General features: G+C 56.5%; 1 rRNA gene. It reads right to left on the bottom strand.

The window, feature by feature from the left end:
• Nucleotides 1-94, bottom strand: a 16S ribosomal RNA gene (locus IG99_RS43970); the annotation flags it as partial.
• Nucleotides 95-214 lie beyond the last annotated feature (120 nt).

The raw sequence follows: 214 nt of genomic DNA, 5'->3' as shown, positions 1-214 counted from the left end.
CACTAATCCACCCCGAAGGGCTTCATCGTTCGACTTGCATGTGTTAAGCACGCCGCCAGCGTTCGTCCTGAGCCAGGATCAAACTCTCCGTGAATGTTTTCCCGTAATCGGGACGACACCACGAGAGCGGAACAGTCGAGCGGAATAAGCCCGACCGTTCACAGCGTCCTCGCTGTGTTTTCTTCAAAGGAACCTCGTCCCAGCCGTGATGGCC

The sequence above is a fragment of the Streptomyces griseus subsp. griseus genome, assembly GCF_000720255.1.
GTDB lineage: Bacteria > Actinomycetota > Actinomycetes > Streptomycetales > Streptomycetaceae > Streptomyces > Streptomyces griseus_I.
Note: the sequence above shows the minus strand (reverse complement) of the source record. Positions and strands in the feature narration are given on the sequence as shown.